We start from the raw sequence: 17,398 nt of genomic DNA, 5'->3' as shown, positions 1-17,398 counted from the left end.
CATTAAACAAAAAATGTTTGTATCTTAGTCGTAGTATATGAAAGGTCCACTATTTTATTCCAAGATATTATTGTTCGGGGAGTACGGCATTATCAAAGACTCCAAAGGTCTATCCATACCCTATAATTTTTTTAAGGGTGCCTTAAAATGGGACAAGAACAATTCCCAAATGGCCCAAGAATCGAACAAGAGCCTGAAGGCCTACGCAGAATATCTTAAGGTGTTGGAGATGAAGGAGGAAGGTTTGGTATCGTTCGATATTAAAGCCTTGGAGAAGGATGTGGCCGAAGGGATGTACTTTGACAGTTCCATTCCGCAAGGCTACGGCATTGGAAGTAGTGGTGCTTTAGTGGCTGCCATTTACGACCGCTACGCTACGGACAAAATCACCGTCTTGGAAAATTTGACCCGTGAAAAATTACTTCAGTTGAAGAAAATTTTTGGGAAGATGGAATCTTTCTTCCACGGTAAATCCTCAGGATTGGACCCATTGAACAGCTATTTGAGCCTGCCTATCCTTATTAATTCCAAGGACAACATCGAATCCACCAGTATTCCTTCGCAAAACACCGAGGGAAAAGGTGCAGTGTTCTTGTTGGATAGCGGTATGACTGGCGAAACCGCACCCATGGTGCAACTCTTTATGGAAAACATGAAGCAGGAGGGTTTCCGTAATATGATTAAAAATCAGTTCATCAAACATACCGATGCCTGTGTTGAGGACTTCTTGAACGGCAACATTAAATCGCTGTTCGGAAACCTAAAACAATTGTCACACGTGGTGTTCGACAACTTCAAACCCATGATTCCTGCCAAGTTCCATCAACTTTGGCAAAAGGGTATCGAAACCAACGATTATTACCTCAAACTCTGTGGTTCTGGCGGTGGTGGTTATATTTTGGGCTTTACCCAAGATCTGGAAAAGGCCAAAAAAGCCCTTGAAGGCCATACTTTGGAAGTAGTGTACAACTTCTAACAGCAAAACCATGCTTAGTAGAAAAAACAAACTCCTGCTTTTTAAGCTGTTGAGTCTGTTTTCCGTGGTCCGAGGCTACAACATCTTGGTGATTACCTTGGCGCAATACTTGGCCTCCATATATATTCTGGCGCCCGATATTCCGTTGCGGGATGTGGTCCTCGACCTAAATCTGTTCCTTATTGTCACCGCTTCGGCACTCACCATAGCCAGTGGGTACATCATCAATAATTTTTATGATGCGGAAAAGGATTTGATCAACAAGCCCACCAAAAGTATGTTGGACCGCTTGGTGAGCCAGCGTTTTAAACTATCCACCTATTTTGTGCTCAACTTTATGGCCGTTTTTGCGGCCAGTTACATTTCGTTCAAGGCGGTGCTGTTTTTTTCTGCCTATATTTTTGGCATTTGGATCTATTCGCACAAGCTCAAACGGATACCGCTGATCGGTAATTTGGTGTCTTCCACTTTGGCGATTGCCCCGTTTTTTGTAGTGTTCGTGTACTATCAGAACTTTCAGACCGTGATTTTTGTGCACGCGCTTTTCTTGTTTTTACTGATTTTGGCCCGGGAAATGATCAAGGACCTCGAAAATATGGCGGGTGATCTGGCGCAAAACTACAGGACCATTCCCATTATCTACGGACCCAAGGTTTCCAAAGCCATCATCTCTTTTCTGATTGTACTGACCTTGGTGCCTTCGCTACTTTTGATTAATACCTTTGATGTCGGCTATATGTACTTCTATTTTTCGGCCTGCGTGGTGCTGTTGATTTTATTTTTGGCCTTACTGTGGAAGGCCAATGGCAAGAAGCATTATGTGTGGCTGCACAACATCATCAAACTAATTATTGTGGTAGGCGTTTTCAGTATTCTGTTGATCGATGTGGATGTGGTGCTGAACCGAATTTTGTAACAAGATTTCAAGTTGGTAAGAAAGGTTTCAGAATTGTAACCATAATCCAACTTTGGGCATGTAAAAAGACTACCTTTGCCAAAAATTACGACTGATGGCGAAATCAGACAGCAACAGGGGCAAAAGACCCTCGAAAAATTACAAGGGCGGGGACAACAAAAGACCGCAGGGGAAACCTTTTACGCCCAAACAACGTGCAAGCGCACCTCAGAAAAAATCCAATCCCGACGAGATTCGACTGAACCGATACATTGCCAATGCGGGCATCTGTTCCCGAAGGGAAGCGGACACCTATATTGCAGCAGGTAACGTTACGGTAAATGGCAAACCGGTGACCGAGATGGGATATAAGGTAAAGCGCTCGGACGATGTTCGCTTTGACGGTAAACGCCTAAGCCTGGAAAAGAAAGAGTATATATTGTTGAACAAGCCCAAGAACTTTATCACCACGACCAGTGATGAAAAGGGCCGCCGTACGGTGATGGAACTGATTTCGAGTGCATCCAACAACCGTTTGTTGCCCGTAGGCCGTTTGGACCGGAATACCACGGGTCTGTTGCTCTTTACCAACGATGGTGACCTTACCAAAAAATTGACGCACCCCAAGCACAACGTACGCAAAATTTACCATGTGCATCTGGACAACAACCTGAATTTGGGCGATTTGCACAAAATTGAAGCGGGACTGGAGTTGGAGGACGGTCCCATCACTGTGGATAGTGTGAGCTACATCCAAGGTGCACCAAAACGCGAAGTGGGCGTGGAGATACACAGTGGGCGCAACCGCATTGTGCGACGTATTTTTGAACACTTGGGCTATACCGTGACCAAATTGGACCGGGTGGTCTTTGCTGGACTCACCAAAAAGGACTTACCTCGTGGCCATTGGCGTTACCTGACCGAACAGGAGGTGATTAATTTGAAGAATATAAGGTAATTTAATCGGTTTTCTAGGAAGGTTTCTTGTTGCAATTATCATATTAGGCCATGACTAGTTGTATGGTGCAGCATCAAGCTTGGCGCATATTTATCAAACTAAAAATCTGGAGGATTTTCACAAGTTCGAAACTAGAAGCATTGCCTATGGCCCCGTTGAGCTAAAACTTTTTTACACAAAATATTTTGATTTCCATTGACTGATTAAATCTCCAATTATTTTAGTGCTTGTATTGTCCGTTATCATATTCAATTCTTTTAGTCGATAAATTATGCTCGTTTTTGATACGCTAAAGTGGTTCGCTAATTTGTCAATAATCCTTCTGAGTTTCCTTTGATTTGAATAGTTGTCATCAAAAATTAAATTGTGCTTAGCTCCTTGATATTGCCAAGCTTTTGCAATTATTGATGATTTTGGTAACAAAAGTGAAGCAGAAAAATAATTTGCTTGCCATTCAACCCAATGCCTCGGATTTTCAAGTCGGTTTTTTCCAATAGTAAAGTCGTATTTAGAGTCTGAAAAGGAATTCATAAGCTCTTGATTAATCCGCAATTTTTGATGCAGTTTAAAATGACCAAACTCGTGTCCAATAGTAAAAAGCTCTCTTGGTGTTCCAATAATTTTTTTGCTTATACCAATTGTTTTATTGTCGATGTCGCAAGTTCCTAAATATTTATTCTCTTTAGGATCAAAATAGTTAATTTCAATGTTGTATTCAGATTTTAAATAATTGGAAAGGTCTTTTACGGATAGACCATATCCGTTTATTAGGTATGATTCATCGAATTTGTCTAATTCGTCTAATGTAATTTGGTTGATGTTTTCTTTTGAAAGTAAATCAATTCCATAACCAACTTTGCTTTTCGCGGGGATTAAGCAGCTTAAAAGCTGTTTATCTACAACTTTTGATAATGATTTAACTCCTTCATCCAGAAGTTGTTCATTGATTGTTTCTTCGAGAATTGGAATTATATTTTCCTCCTCTATATTTCTTTTGTAAAGCGTGATGTTAAAGTTGTCCTTTGATTCTCCCTCAATAACCATCATTTTCTTTGCTGATGCATAATCAAATGCTCCTTGTTGCAAAGGTGAGCTTGTAATAATTATTGCTTTTGCATTTACTCCACTTGTTTCCAAGATGTCAGCGAAGAATTTTTTAACCTCATTGATTGGCACTCGATGGGTATAATTTTTACATTCAATAAAATAAATCATTGAGTACTGGTCAGCATTTGGTGGCCAGATTTCGATTGTCAAGTCAAATTCAACTTCTCCTGAACCTCTCAAATTTGAAGGGTACTTTTTTTTTGTAAAAACCCTTGCATATTCTTTCATTACTCCGATAAGTCCGTCATCAAGAATTCTTTCGATTATTCCAACCGCCTTATCTTCTAAAATGTCTCCTTTTTCGGTAGTATTCATTAAATTTTGTTCATTTGGTCAAATGTTGCACAACGTTAAAGGATAAGAATCGTTTTAACGATTTATATCAATCGATACCGAAACGAGTTCGGCACAGGTAAGTGAAGTTAGTATTTTTTATGAAGAAATTCATTTCGAATGCACAATCCCCCTTCTGAGTTGATCAATGCCCTGTTTGGATCAACGGATGCAAAAAACAGGGTTTAAAAAATGGAGTAAAATTGGGTTGAAGTTGGATGTTTTTGGCACATCATTAGATGGAAGTGAATCATATCATGTGCAGGTGCACGCCCTCCAGTAAAAAAAATAAATTACTAGGTAGCTAGGCGTTGCCTTACCGAGCAAGAAGTGATTGATTTGAGGTATATTAGGTAAGTGGTTTTTTTGGGAAGGATATTATTGTTGCACTTTTCTCGCCATAAACTATATAGGTATTGTAGCTAGTGCTTCAACTTTCTGCTATGCAGATTGCAGTAAATTAATACCTGACAATTCCTGTCCTATTTGGTGAATTCCGTTTAATATTTTCTGAGTTTGTTTTGGTGATGGTTTTTTCGTTCCGGAAACATATTGAGAAAGCAATGTAGCGTTCATTCCGATTTTCTCAGCGAGGAATTTTGCATTGATTACTTTATAATATTTAAAAAACTGCTTAAAATCAATTTCGAATCGGATATCAGCCGGATCAACTTTTACCGTTTCTTCTTCAAAATAAAATTCGGTAGCTTCATACGCACTATTTATCAGGTCAGGAATTGATTTTCCAGTCGTAAAAATTGGATAATCTACTGCATAAGCAGAAAAGCCGGTATCGGTTTTCTCAACAGTCATTATGATTTTCTTTTTTGCCATAACCTTATAATTTTATTCCAGCGTCTTTAAGAATTTTCTTTTCCAATCCTTTACCCATTTCCTGGCTCCCGTGATTCGGAAATATTATTGTTCCTCTTTTCGTTTGGTGATGCATTTTCACGTGTGAACCTTTTTGAGAAACTGGATATCAACCATCTTTGGTCAAAATTTTATAAAGTTTGGAACATTTCATCCAGTTTTCCTTTTTAAGGACAGTTCAAAGGTAAATTATTATTTACTTTTCGGCAAGAGATATTACTTTGAAAACGGCTTTTTTCAGCACTTGCTACAACGTTAGGTCATAGGAATCTATATCAATCGATATCAAAACAAGTTCAGCACAGGAAAGTGAAGCTAGTTTTTTTACGGTAGAAATTTCACACCAATTGACGAATACCCCTTCCGAGTTGATCAACGCCCTGTTTGGATCAACGGATAGTTTTTTTACCACTAGTAATATTTGATCTTAACACTGCTATAACCGCCCAAACTATCGTAGCCCGACCAAATGCAGCCCCAATCGAACTCACGTTCGTTCCCAACCTGTTTCTGTAACCAAGCGTTGCACAGTTCCAGGTGTTTCATTTCCGCTTCAAAGCTCCAGTCCTCCCAATCGCTTGTAATTGGAATGGGAAGCGGACTCACCAAAAGTTCCAAAACCAAAAGTCGGTTGTAGCTAAATCGCATCCGAAAGATGAAAAAGGAGCGTTCCACCCTCACATTTCTAAAATGTACTAGCTGATTTTCCGCATCCACAAAGCCAATCACCTCGGGTTTGTTGCCCAAGTTCAGTTCTGCGGTTGTGGTAAAATCGATATGAGGGCCAATCTCGATACCTTCGTAAAGACGCAGGGCGCCCGTTGTTTTGTCCAACATGATGTTCAACTATTTCCAATGGAATCCCGAAGGTCTAAAAAAAGATGCTTGCTCAAGGCCCCCAATTGACGGATGCCCCTTTTGAATTGACGGATGGGGGTTTTCAGTGAACGGATGGACCTTATCGATTAAACCAATAGGTAAACTTGAGCGTCAAGGACCACAAATTGCCTTCCAGTGGGGCGAGCTGTTCATTGTTATTGAATACCAAAAAGAGGTCCGATGCAGGAGCGTATCGCCATTGCAGTCGTGAATTGATGCCAAAATTGTTGTTCTGCTCGTTGTACTGCACTAGGGTAGACCAGAACAATTTGTTGGTAAAGGTGATATCTGCCTCCGTGCCCACCAACCAGAAATCGGTGGTGTACCAAGGTGCAGGTAAATCGAGGTTGTTGTAGCTGAGGTTGGCCCCCAAACTCACATAAGGCTGAAACCGATAGCCTAGTCTGGCATTTAAATTGGTACGGTAACCACTCGCAAAATAGCGGCCCAATCGGGTCGTCATATTGTAGGTGAACAAACTTTTTGGACGCGAATTGTATTGCAAATACACCCCGTTCCAGTGGTGCCGCGTATTTGTGGCCAACTGCTCTTGGCCGGTGTTGGTGGGGTCAAAGGGGGCCAATAATCGAACGTATTCATTAAAGACATCAGCACTCAGGGAACTACGATCCATAAAATCGATTCGGTAGCCCACGATGGACACATAATCCGTGGCGTTAAAATTGGGGTTGAAATAATAAAAACCGGTGTATTGCGGACCATGGCTCACCACCTTGTCGCTTGCAGGCAAAAATTGATATCCTACGGAACCTTCAAACTTGAGATAGTTGTTTCGGGGCACAAAACCCACTTCCGAGGTAAAATCCTCCGAAATATATTCCTGCTGTACCCGCCAGTTCCAGTTACGACTGCTATATGCCAAATGGGCGCCCTGGGCAATACCGTTGTAAGATGCATCGGGACCGAAAGATTTCAGCATAAACACCTTTCCATTGTATTTGTTATCGGCCGAGGCCAGGTTGTATTCCAGACCCAGATTCCGGTTGAACTTGGTGTACTGCGTCTGCAAGCTATCTGCCAGGGCATTGTAGTCCAAGGATTCCTTGTTCACGAACAATAGGCCGATGTTGGAACGAGAGAACACCTTTTGCTGCATGGAAAGCACTGCAAAATTCTGACTTGGCAACCCTGTCTCTTCCAATTTGTCCGTTTGCATGTTCAAAACGCCCAAACGCAAGTTACGGTTCAGGTTGCCGCTGACACGAGCCCCTGCGATAATGGGGACGCCCAATCCTATCCTACGCGAAAAGAAGGGTCGGATTTCATCATACCCAAAGCTGGCAAAGAGGTCTGCGTTTTCAAGGAAAAATTGGCGTCTTTCTGGGAAAAAGAGTTCAAAACGGGTCAAGTTGGCCACTTGGCGGTCCACTTCCACTTGGGAAAAATCAGGGTTGATGGTCAGGTCGAGGTTCAAGGAAGACGTCAGCCCCAATTTGATATCGCCCCCAACTTTGAACTCGTTGTCGTACGTCAGGTTTTCGATACTCGAATTGCCGGTTGTGCCCAGCACGTAGGGAATAATGGAATAGTTGAGGCCCTGTTTGGGCGGCGGATTGTCCCAGACCATGGTGCCCGTGTAGGCCAGCGAGGCGGTAGGGAACTGCCGTGGTATGGGCGTCCAGCTCGATTTTTCGTTGGTGCTCAAATCCAATCGGGAAAAGTTGACGCCCCATTCGGTCACATCCTTTTCATAGCGGATGGATTTAAAGGGGATGGCCATTTCCACGACCCATTTATCTTCATAACTCTGCACTTCCGAAATCCATTTGCTGTCCCAATTCAGGTCGATGCTACCACCGTTGGACATGGTGCCGTCCCACTGTGCGCCATAGGCATTTGCTCCAAAACTAAACCCTGTGGTCTGGTTGTTAAATGGGTCCATGAACAATAAAAAATTGTCGTTTCCCCCAAAGGAGAAGTCCCTGCGAAGCGATTCCACTACGTAGGTATTACCGGGTGTTTTGTAAAAGGTGGCCAACAGGTAGAGTTGCCGGTTATCGTACGCCATTTTCACCTCCGAAGGCTGGGTGGCTTTGCGGTCGTCCATGGGCAATACCATAAAAAAGTCCTCGGCGGCCTCTGCTTCCTGCCATGTGGTTTCATCGCCAATACCGTCAATAGTAATGGTTTCGTCCGTTTGGTACAGATGGATTTTATAGTCGGCGTTCTTCTTTTGCGCAAAGGTGAGCGCACAAAAAAGCATAGCAAACACTATGAAAACGGAGGGGGTTAGGCGGAGGTTGTTCATTGTTTGTTTAGTGCCGCAAAGGTAAGCATTTACTTTTTTTCTATAAACCTTATTGACCTTTCACCTCCTCGAACAAGGTCCATTCGTTGAGGCGCAAAACTATGGTATTGGGACGTTCTGGATTTTCCTGCGGAAATGAAAAATAGCCCTGACTAAGTGTAAAGGCTCAACTGGGGTTTGGACTTAACAGTCTAGTGTATGATTAGTTGCGGACTTTTCTAACGGAAAATGTCCGCCCGACTTTAAAGATAATTGATTATAAGGATTTCCATTTTGGGAAATCCGACCGCAATTAATTACATGTAGCCTTACCCGTTTTGTAGCCTTTCCTATACACCGTGTTAGGAAACGTTTTTAATTTGCAGACATTATAACTTCATCTCCGAAATTGTGATTGCCCTTAATGAAATAACTCTCCATCAATTTTTTCAGTTCGGGCTTACATTTTGTATTGTAATCAGTATAGACTGTCCCCCTGAAATTTAAATTTCCATTATTGTTTTCAATCCATTCGACAAAGTACATTACGAGTCCGAATTTTGATTCATTTCGAATGGTTTCTCTTATCTCTTCAAAGGTTGGCGAGACTGGTTTTCCATTTTTCATTGTGTGATATGACATCTGATTTATGTCAATAAGCAAAACACAGTCCATGTCCGCGTAATTCTTTTTGTTCTTTTCGCGAAATTTCCGCACTAATTTAATTCCAGGATTTGAGTCCTCAGTGAACTCTGTAAATCTTGAAGAAGTAATTTCAAACCCATTACTTTCGACTATGAAGTCAGGCTGATTTTTGTTAGGGTCTCCAAATTCAAATTTCATATTGTTATCAGTTGAAACTCTTATAAAATGAGCACACTGATTTATCTCGAAAATATGTCCGTGTATTGATAAGTCAGTATTGTTGACTATTCTTTTTGTGTAATACTCGTAGATTGACTTGTCATAATCCTTAATATCCATCAAAGACAAGCCCAAAATCCTCAGATGATGTTCTTTGATTTCTCGATCTCTTTTTGAACTTGAGGGTATTGAATTAATCTTTTGAACAATTGGATGTGCAGAATCGTTTAGGTCAATTCCAAGTAGGTCTCGATAAAATTTTAATATCTTTTCCATATGCTTGCTAACGTTAATAGCTATGAACCGTTTCAATAATTTATATAGACCTATACCGAAACGAGTTCGGTACAGATAAGTGAAGTTCGGGAAATTATAGGTTTGAATTATGTATGAATTGACGGATGCCCTGTTTCAATTGACGGATGCCCTGTTTCAATTGACGGATGCCCTGTTTCAATTGACGGATGACCATTTTGCCCTAAAAAAAAAACAGCTATTTCCCCACCTCCTCGAACAAGGTCCATTCGTTGGGGTCCAGTACTATGGCATCGGGCCGTTCCCTACTTTCCAACGAGAAGCTTTGGTTTTGTTGGGTTACCTCAATGGTTTTTATCTTCATCTTTCCATCCTTTACCACCCCTATTTCCAAAGGAAATTGGAATACATAATGGTCTTGGGTTTGCATGATGTTCAGGTCAATGTTTCCGTTGCTGTACTCCCAGTTCCATTGGATTTGCGGATGACCCTTTACAAATAACCACTGTTCAAAAAAGGCTTCCAAATCCTCGCCAGAAACCTCTTCCATCACAGTACGAAAATCGTCCGTAAGCACGTTGCCATTTTGGTAAAGCGCATAATAGGTTCGGATGCCTTCCCAAAAAACACCATCACCCAAGCTATGGCGAAGCATGTTCAATATCCAGCCTCCTTTTTGGTACGTATTGGTGCTCAGTACCTTCATGGGGTCTTTAATGCTGAGGTCCACAATGGGGGCTGGATTTTTCCGGTAATACTCAAAGATTTGCTGTTTATCTATGGCCAATTCCTCCTTGCGGCGTTCATCGCCGTACACATCTTCCAAATAGAGAATAGCGAAGTAGGTCGCAAACCCTTCGCTCAGCCAAACATGGTTCCAGCTTTTCTCGGTAGCCGAATTTCCAAACCATTGATGGGCGATTTCGTGGGCAATCAAAGGCTCCACAGTTTGGTTTCCCGTGACCGAATTCTCAAAATAGGCAATGGTACCCGCATTTTCCAGTCCACCCCACTGGGTTTTGGCCTGCATATTGGCCAATTTGGCATACGAATACGGTCCAATGGTACCGATAAAATAATCGAGTACTTTGCTGGCCACCGCATAATCGCCAAACCCCTCCAAACGGTTTTGTGGGTACACCCAGGCCGAAACCTCAATACCATCCACCATGTCCAAAAATCGCGAAGCGAACTCAGTGACCCCAATGGTCATCACCTTGGTGGCCACAGGAGCAGGTTCGTGATAAATGGTGAGCTTATAGCCATTTTTCAAGTTGCTTTCTTCCACTTTTAGTCCGGTTGCCACCACATCGTATTGGTCGGGCGCAGTAATTTGAAATTCCACGCTCGCCTTGTCGTACGGATGGTCTACCGAAGGCAACCAATGCCTTGCCAAGTTGGGCCAGTTATCCCCAAAAAAGGAACGCTTGCCATATTTGGTGGTGTCGATGACCAAGCCTCTTTCTGGAATACCATGGTAAGAGATGGTGTAGGTTTGAATTGAGTGCTCGGTATTTTTTGGAACGATATTGATTTTATCGTTAGCAAAGGTATAGTCAGCTTGTGAACCATGGTCCATGACTTCGGAAACCTGCATGCCGAACTGACCGGATTTTTGGATGAGGTCCAACGAAAATGGAACTGGCTTGTCCTTGAACAGCACGGTGACTTGGGTTTCTCCCTTGATTTCGTTGGAAGTATCGTTCAAGTAAAGCGCAAAAACATAGTTTTGGATATCGACCGATTCATTCTTTTGATAAACATCCTGCGCTAGAGTGGATTGTAACATCCCAATACAGAGAAAAAGGCGAAGTATATTTTTGACGGACATAGGTTTGATTTGAAAGCCGTTGGCTAAATTTTCAACCTAATGTATCCATTTTAAGCCAAAACTTTTTCCATTTTCTCTTTTATCTGCTCCAAACATAGATTGCCCAAACTACCTTCGTGGGTGTGCTCGATGTCCCGTTTGGGTTTAAAGTTCCCATTTTCTATGGCCTTGCCCATGGTTTTGTAGGCATCCCGAAAGGGCATGCCGCTTTTAACGAGTTCGTTCAAGGTGTCCACACTAAATAGGTAATCATACTTGGGGTCGTTCAGGATACTTTTGTTCACCTTGATTTCTTTCAAGCTGAAGGTCATCATTTCCAGACAGGCATGCATGTCCTGCAAAGCAGGTACGATTACTTCCTTTACCAATTGAAGGTCGCGATGGTAGCCACTGGGCAGGTTGTTCATGATCATGATCAATTGATTGGGTACCGCTTGAATCTTGTTGCACTTCGCACGAATCAATTCGAAAACATCGGGATTCTTCTTGTGTGGCATAATGCTACTACCCGTGGTCAGCTCGTTTGGAAAAGAAATGAAATCAAAATTTTGGCTCATATACAGGCAAATGTCCATGGCCATTTTGGAAAGCGTGGCGGCAACGCTGGAAATTCCAAAGGCGGTTGCTTTTTCCACTTTTCCACGCCCCATTTGGGCAGCCACCACATTGTATTTTTGCGTGGCAAAGTCCATTTCGGCCGTGGTAAAACTTCTATCAATAGGAAAGGAGCTTCCATAACCTGCTGCACTGCCCAGCGGATTTTGGTCAGCGACTTTGTAAGCCGCTTGTACAAAGTACAAATCGTCTATCAAGCTCTCCGCATAGGCGGAAAACCAAAGTCCAAAAGAGGAGGGCATGGCAATCTGCAAATGGGTGTAACCCGGCAGCAATACTTTTTGATGCTTGTCCGCTAGCTTCATCAACAAATCGAACAGGGTTTTTACTTGCTGTTTGATTTCGGTCAACTCATCTTTCAGGTACAATTGCATGGCCACGAGCACTTGATCGTTTCGGGAACGGGCGGAATGGATTTTTTTACCGGTATCCCCCAATTTTTCGGTCAACATAAACTCGATTTTGGAGTGCATGTCCTCAAAATCATTCTCAATACTGAACTTGCCCTTTTCAATATCCTTAGAGATGGTATCCAATGCTTTTACCAAATCTTTGGCCTCGTCTTGGGTAATCAACCCCACCTTGCCCAACATTTTGGCGTGTGCTTTGGAAGCGATGACATCGTATTTGGCTAAGACCAAATCCAGTTCACGGTCGTTGCCCACCGTAAAGTGGTCTATTTTTTTATCAGTGCTGAATCCTTTGTCCCAGAGTTTCATAGTTTTTCTTTTGTCATTCCCACGAAGGTGGGAATCTTATAATTTCGATATGTATGGCCCTTCGACTTCGCTCAGGGCCCAAGTTTCGTTTTTTTACTGTAAAAATCCCGTCAGGATTTTAATGTAAAGATCTATGCCTTCCTCAATTTCCCGTACAAAAATATATTCATTGGCCGAGTGTGACCGCGTACTGTCCCCAGGTCCCAATTTTACTGATTGGCAGGTTAATGCCGCTTGGTCTGAAAGCGTTGGTGAACCGTAGGTTTTTCGCCCTAGGGCCAATCCACTTTTCACCAACTCGTGGTCTGGGTCAATGCAGGAGGAGTTCAATCGCAAAGAACGAGGTGTTAATTTGCAAGGCGCTTCCTTTTGCAGGATATCGGCTATTTCCTGATTGCTGTAACAATCGTTCACACGCACATCAATGACCAAATCCACCTGTGCGGGCACTACATTATGCTGTTTGCCCGCATTGATTTGGGTAACCGTCAATTTGACTTCTCCCAATGCCTCCGATACCTTTTCAAAGGAGTAATCCTTGAACCACTGCAAGGTTTCAATCGCGTTGTAGATACAGTTGTTGTTGTTCGGATGGGCTGCATGTGATGGGGTTCCTTCCACAACACCATCAAAAACCACCAATCCCTTTTCTGCAATGGCCAAATCCATTAAAGTAGGCTCGCCCACAATGGCAACATCAATGGTGGGAAGAATGGGGAGCAATGCCCTGATACTTTTTTCGCCTGCATCCTCCTCTTCCGCAGTCGCTGCCATGATGATATTGTGGCTCAAGTTTTCTTTCTCGTAAAAATGAACGAAAGTGGCCAATAGCGACACCAGACATCCGCCAGCATCGTTACTGCCGAGCCCATATAATTTTCCGTCTTCGATATGAGCATCAAAAGGGTCCTTGGTGTAGGCGCTGTTCGGCTTTACCGTATCGTGATGTGAATTGAGCAACAGTGTCGGTTTGTGCTCATCAAAATGCTTGTTGAACGCATAAATATTATTGTATTGGCGATGGGTTTTCACTCCAAAACCCTGTAAAAAACCCTCAATAGCATCACCTGTTTTATCCTCTTCACCTGAAAAGGATGGTGTACTGATGAGTTTTTTCAGCAGGTCAATGGCTTTTTCCGTTACTATTTCTTGATTGATGTTCATAAGGTCAATGTGGTGTAATCTGAGTTATCTGCTTCCAACATATTGGTGTTTCCCACGCATACTTTGGATACATGGTTGCGTAGGGCATAAAAGCAGTTGTGCAACTTGGGAAGCATACCATCCGCAATGATGCCGTAGGCCAAGAGTTCGTCATACCCCTTGGAATCGATGTGATGGATTACGGAGTTTTCGTCCTCCACATCTTGCAATACTCCTTTTTTTTCGAAACAATAGTAAAGGGTGGTCTCAAACTGATCGGACATGGCAATGGCCAATTCAGCGGCAATGGTATCTGCATTGGTATTGAACAGTTGCCCTTTTCCGTCGTGGGTAAGTGCGCAAAAAATAGGGGTGAACCCTGCTTGCAACAATTTAAAGATTCCGTAGGTATTCACCATATCTACATCGCCGACAAAACCGAAATTCACATTTTTTTTAGGTCTTTTGTGGGCGCGAATGGCATTGGCATCGGCACCGCTCATTCCGATGGCATCGGTGCCAAGTGCCTGTAATTTGGCTACGATTTTTTTACTGACCAATCCGCCATAGACCATTAGGGCAATATCCAAGGTCTCGGCATTGGTGATTCGCCGTCCGTTGACCATTTTGGATTCTACCCCCAATTGATTGGCCAACTCGGTGGCTTTGTTACCACCACCGTGAACCAAAATTTTGTTGCCGTCCATTTTGGCGAACAGGTCCAATACCTGTTTGCATCCTTCGGCATCTTCTATCAGGTTTCCGCCAATTTTTACTACGGATAATTTTTGTTTCATTTTATGTATTTATAATCCCTCCATCAATGGTTACTGTGGTTCCAGTGATCCAAGAACTGTCATCCGAAACCAAAAAAAGCACAAGTTTAGTAATATCTTGAGGGGTACCCAACCTTTTTAACAATGTAGTCCTTTTCGCATGTTCTACGGCAGTTTCAGGATGTTCAAAAGCCTTGGCCGATTCCCACAGCAAGGGCGTATCCACTGGCCCAGGACAAATGGCGTTTACACGGATGTTTGGAGCGTAGTCCACCGCCATTTGCTTCATTAGTGCTACGGCTCCCGCTTTGGAAGCACAATAGGCTGGATGATTTGGGAAACTTTTGAAGGCCGCTATAGAAGCATTGATCAAAATATTGCCTTGAGGTTGTTGCTGTAAGATGGGCAGTGCGTACTTACAAAGATAAAAGAGAGCACTCAAATTGGTGTTGATGGCGTTTTGCCACGTTTCGATAGGTAGTTCCATCACATTGCCCAATCCCAGAATACCTGCGTTCAATGAAAGGATGTCCAATTGGCCATAGGTTTCCAAAGCCGTATCGACCAGCTTTTTGTTGTAGGAAGGCTCCATAACATCCCCTGGAACAAATACAGCATGGGCCAAGCTGTTTTCCAAAGCTTGGCCACTTTTCTTATTCCTGCCCGAAAGCACCAAAAGCGCTCCTTCGGACGATAGTCCTTGGGCAATGGCTTTGCCCATTCCACTTGTTGCACCGGTTACAATACAGACCTTGTCCTTTAATTTCATAAGTTCTCCAATATTTTTTTCAAGACTAGCTGTGCGGAAAAGACTCGGTTTTTGGCTTGTTGCACCACTAAGGATTGTTCACCATCCAAAACGGCATCTTCCACGATCATGTTCCGGCGAACGGGGAGGCAGTGCATAAATTTGGCATGACCTAATTTTTGTTGGGTCATGGTCCAGTTGGTGTCCCAGCTGAGCACTTTGCCGTACTCGGAATAACTGCTCCAGTTTTTGACGTAAACGAAATCGGCATCTTCCAATGCTTTATCTTGATCGTATTCGATTTGGCAGCTTTGTGTCAATTCGGGATTGAGTTCGTATCCTTCGGGATGGGTAATCACAAAATCGGCATCCTGCAATTTCATCATCTGTACAAACGAATTGGCCACGGCATGTGGCAAGGCCTTGGGATGCGGTGCCCACGAAAGGACTACTTTAGGCCTTTTCTTGGTTTCGTTTTCTTTCAAAGTAATGGCATCGGCCAACGCCTGGAGCGGATGCCCCACCGAGCTTTCCATATTGACCACAGGGATGGTGGCATATTTGGCAAATCCGGTAATTACCTCTTCGGCTTCGTCTTTTTCCCTGTCAACTAGCCCTGCAAATGCCCTAATAGCAACAATATCGGCATATTGGGAAACCACTTGGGCCGCTTCCTTGATATGTTCGGAAGTACCTTGGTCCATCACGGTACCATCACCATATTCCAAAGCCCAGCCTTCGTTGCCAAAATTCATGATCATCACTTCCATGCCCAAATGCATGGCCGCTTTTTGCGTACTCAAGCGTGTTCTAAGGCTATTGTTGAAAAACAACAGACAAATGGTTTTTCGCTTGCCCAAGGATTCAAATAGGTACGGGTCTTTTTTAAGGGTAATGGCTTCGTCCACCCAGTCGAGGAGGGAATCAATATCGTTAATGGATAAATAGTGCTTCATGATAATGCTTTTTTGAGGGCTTCAAAAAATAAGTCTATATCTTCTTTGGTGATGTTCAACGCAGGCAGGAATCGCAACAATTTCTTGTTTTTGGCGCTTCCTGTGAACATGTGTTGCTCCAAAATCATTTTTTTGCGGAGGTCCGCCACCTCAAAATCAAACTCTAATCCAATCATAAGTCCTCTACCTTTTACCTTTTTGATTTCTGGTATCTCCGCTGCTTTTTCTTTGAAATACGAACCAAGTTTTGCTGCATTGGCCATCAAATTTTCATCCTCTAGCACTTCCAACACGGCCAAGCTCGCCGCACACGCCAAATGGTTGCCTCCAAAGGTGGTGCCCAAAAGTCCATAGGAGGGTTTAAAGGATTCGTGGATCAAAATACCACCAACTGGAAAACCATTGCCCATACCCTTGGCAATCGAAATAATGTCGGGTTGTACACCTCGACTCCGCTCAGTGTCCAAATGGTGCTGAAAAGCGAAGAACTTACCACTTCGTCCGTAACCGGACTGTACTTCATCGGCAATCAATACGATGTTATGCGCTTTACATTTTTTGGCGATGAACTGGAAAAATTCGGTAGTCGGTTCATCCAAACCACCAACGCCTTGAATAGCTTCTATGATAACGGCACAGTATGAATCATTTTCAATGGCGTTTTCAAAGGCATCAACATCGTTCAAGGGCAAAAAAGTGACCTCTTGCTGTTTGTTGATGGGCGCATTAATGCTCGGATTGTCCGTTGCAGCAACGGCAGCCGAGGTCCTTCCGTGAAAACTATTGGTAAAGGCAATTACTTTTGATTTTCCAGTGTGGAACGAGGCCATTTTCAGTGCGTTTTCGTTGGCTTCGGCCCCAGAATTGCACATAAATAGGTCGTAATCTTCGCATCCTGACATTTGGCCCAACTTTTCGGCCAATGCCTGCTGAAGTGGATTTTGGACCGAATTGCTGTAGAACGCCATCTGTTCCAGTTGCTCCTTTATTCGCTTTACGTAATGCGGATGGGTATGTCCGATTGAAATTACGGCGTGGCCGCCATAAAAATCCAAATATTTTTCCCCTTTCTCGTCCCAGACTTCTATGCCCTTGGCTTTCACTGGAGTAACGTTGTACAGTGGATATACGTCGAATAGTTTCATAATCTTTTACTTGTCACCCCGAGTGCCCACCTACGGCAGACAGTCAGGCGAGAGGTGTTTTTATGTTTTTGTTCAAT

General features: G+C 43.1%; 15 protein-coding genes. 3 read left to right on the top strand and 12 right to left on the bottom strand.

What is annotated here, in order from left to right; all coding sequences use genetic code 11:
• The first annotated feature begins 37 nt into the window (after nucleotides 1-37).
• The 3 genes from ABNE31_RS00975 (at nucleotide 38) to ABNE31_RS00965 (ending at nucleotide 2,829) form a co-directional block, all read left to right on the top strand.
• Nucleotides 38-976, top strand: a complete 939-nt coding sequence (locus ABNE31_RS00975) for a mevalonate kinase (protein ID WP_349352029.1) — start codon at nucleotides 38-40, stop codon at nucleotides 974-976.
• A 10-nt stretch (nucleotides 977-986) separates the two neighbouring features.
• On the top strand, nucleotides 987-1,892 hold the full coding sequence (locus tag ABNE31_RS00970; RefSeq protein ID WP_293288462.1) for a geranylgeranylglycerol-phosphate geranylgeranyltransferase: 906 nt from the start codon (nucleotides 987-989) through the stop codon (nucleotides 1,890-1,892).
• Between the two features lie 94 nt (nucleotides 1,893-1,986).
• Complete coding sequence (locus ABNE31_RS00965) at nucleotides 1,987-2,829, top strand: pseudouridine synthase (protein WP_293280513.1); 843 nt, start codon at nucleotides 1,987-1,989, stop codon at nucleotides 2,827-2,829.
• Nucleotides 2,830-3,000: 171 nt separating this feature from the next.
• Here the strand turns inward: ABNE31_RS00965 and ABNE31_RS00960 are convergent, their stop codons facing one another.
• The 12 genes from ABNE31_RS00960 to ABNE31_RS00905 form a co-directional block, all read right to left on the bottom strand.
• The gene (locus ABNE31_RS00960; protein ID WP_349352028.1) at nucleotides 3,001-4,251 is read right to left on the bottom strand and encodes an ImmA/IrrE family metallo-endopeptidase; all 1,251 of its coding nucleotides are present in this window, start codon (nucleotides 4,249-4,251) and stop codon (nucleotides 3,001-3,003) included.
• Nucleotides 4,252-4,710: 459 nt separating this feature from the next.
• On the bottom strand, nucleotides 4,711-5,103 hold the full coding sequence (locus tag ABNE31_RS00955; protein WP_349352027.1) for a helix-turn-helix transcriptional regulator: 393 nt from the start codon (nucleotides 5,101-5,103) through the stop codon (nucleotides 4,711-4,713).
• Between the two features lie 450 nt (nucleotides 5,104-5,553).
• Nucleotides 5,554-5,979, bottom strand: a complete 426-nt coding sequence (locus tag ABNE31_RS00950) for a hypothetical protein (protein WP_349352026.1) — start codon at nucleotides 5,977-5,979, stop codon at nucleotides 5,554-5,556.
• A 121-nt stretch (nucleotides 5,980-6,100) separates the two neighbouring features.
• Nucleotides 6,101-8,245 carry a DUF5916 domain-containing protein gene (locus tag ABNE31_RS00945; RefSeq protein WP_349352025.1) on the bottom strand — a complete coding sequence of 715 codons (2,145 nt, stop codon included), beginning with the start codon at nucleotides 8,243-8,245 and terminating at the stop codon, nucleotides 6,101-6,103.
• A gap of 399 nt (nucleotides 8,246-8,644) precedes the next feature.
• Nucleotides 8,645-9,409 (bottom strand): hypothetical protein, encoded by a 765-nt coding sequence (locus ABNE31_RS00940; RefSeq protein WP_349352024.1) that lies wholly within the window; start codon nucleotides 9,407-9,409, stop codon nucleotides 8,645-8,647.
• Between the two features lie 217 nt (nucleotides 9,410-9,626).
• Nucleotides 9,627-11,219 (bottom strand): M1 family aminopeptidase, encoded by a 1,593-nt coding sequence (locus ABNE31_RS00935; RefSeq protein WP_349352023.1) that lies wholly within the window; start codon nucleotides 11,217-11,219, stop codon nucleotides 9,627-9,629.
• Between the two features lie 50 nt (nucleotides 11,220-11,269).
• Nucleotides 11,270-12,553: an argininosuccinate lyase gene (gene argH / locus ABNE31_RS00930; protein WP_349352022.1), complete on the bottom strand. Its 1,284-nt coding sequence runs from the start codon at nucleotides 12,551-12,553 to the stop codon at nucleotides 11,270-11,272.
• Nucleotides 12,554-12,646: 93 nt separating this feature from the next.
• A complete protein-coding gene (locus tag ABNE31_RS00925) occupies nucleotides 12,647-13,717 on the bottom strand; it encodes a M20 family metallo-hydrolase (protein WP_349352021.1) in 1,071 nt (356 codons plus the stop codon).
• Complete coding sequence (gene argB, locus ABNE31_RS00920; RefSeq protein WP_349352020.1) at nucleotides 13,714-14,493, bottom strand: acetylglutamate kinase; 780 nt, start codon at nucleotides 14,491-14,493, stop codon at nucleotides 13,714-13,716. The genes ABNE31_RS00925 and argB overlap by 4 nt, the downstream gene beginning before the upstream one ends.
• Before the next feature lies 1 nt (nucleotide 14,494).
• Entirely contained in the window at nucleotides 14,495-15,241 is a 747-nt protein-coding gene (locus ABNE31_RS00915) for an SDR family oxidoreductase (protein ID WP_349352019.1), read from the bottom strand.
• Complete coding sequence (locus ABNE31_RS00910; RefSeq protein ID WP_349352018.1) at nucleotides 15,238-16,176, bottom strand: acetylornithine carbamoyltransferase; 939 nt, start codon at nucleotides 16,174-16,176, stop codon at nucleotides 15,238-15,240. Before ABNE31_RS00910 ends, ABNE31_RS00915 begins: the two co-directional genes overlap by 4 nt.
• The gene (locus ABNE31_RS00905; RefSeq protein ID WP_349352017.1) at nucleotides 16,173-17,321 is read right to left on the bottom strand and encodes an aminotransferase class III-fold pyridoxal phosphate-dependent enzyme; all 1,149 of its coding nucleotides are present in this window, start codon (nucleotides 17,319-17,321) and stop codon (nucleotides 16,173-16,175) included. The genes ABNE31_RS00910 and ABNE31_RS00905 overlap by 4 nt, the downstream gene beginning before the upstream one ends.
• Between the last annotated feature and the right edge of the window lie 77 nt (nucleotides 17,322-17,398).

The organism is Flagellimonas sp. MMG031, from assembly GCF_040112705.1.
GTDB lineage: Bacteria > Bacteroidota > Bacteroidia > Flavobacteriales > Flavobacteriaceae > Flagellimonas.
The sequence above is the reverse complement of the archived record's forward strand: the minus strand, read 5'-3'. Positions and strand labels throughout refer to the sequence as shown.